The organism is Halomonas sp. ND22Bw, assembly GCF_003011945.1.
Lineage (GTDB): Bacteria > Pseudomonadota > Gammaproteobacteria > Pseudomonadales > Halomonadaceae > Halomonas > Halomonas halophila.
The window spans coordinates 1-271 of sequence record NZ_PXWD01000886.1; the positions used below are offsets into that span (position 1 = coordinate 1).

A 271-nucleotide genomic window follows, 5' to 3' on the forward strand; every position below is an offset into this window, starting at 1 on the left:
GCCGACTCGATGTCGCAACCGGTCGTCTCGACTGCGTCGCCAGCCTCATGGCCGCCAACGCCCTGAACAATCCAGCCTAAGACAAAGACCTCAAACAGGCTCTTAAAGCAATCTTTATCCAGACGGCTGCAAACTAGACAGTCTTTGCAATACGCGCCGCACTTGGACGGCCGACCAGGCTCCACCTCGGGGAGCCGTGATGGATCGGGCGTTCAGGGCGTCCGCGATTGCCCCTTGGGACGTAATACCAGCCAGCTGTAGAGCGGTGATG

General features: G+C 59.4%; 1 protein-coding gene. It reads right to left on the minus strand.

Features of this window, described 5'->3' with window-relative positions; all coding sequences use genetic code 11:
* Positions 1-114: 114 nt before the first annotated feature.
* Positions 115-270 carry a recombinase family protein gene (locus tag CVH10_RS20710; protein ID WP_219924915.1) on the minus strand — a complete coding sequence of 52 codons (156 nt, stop codon included), beginning with the start codon at positions 268-270 and terminating at the stop codon, positions 115-117.
* Position 271: the final 1 nt, after the last annotated feature.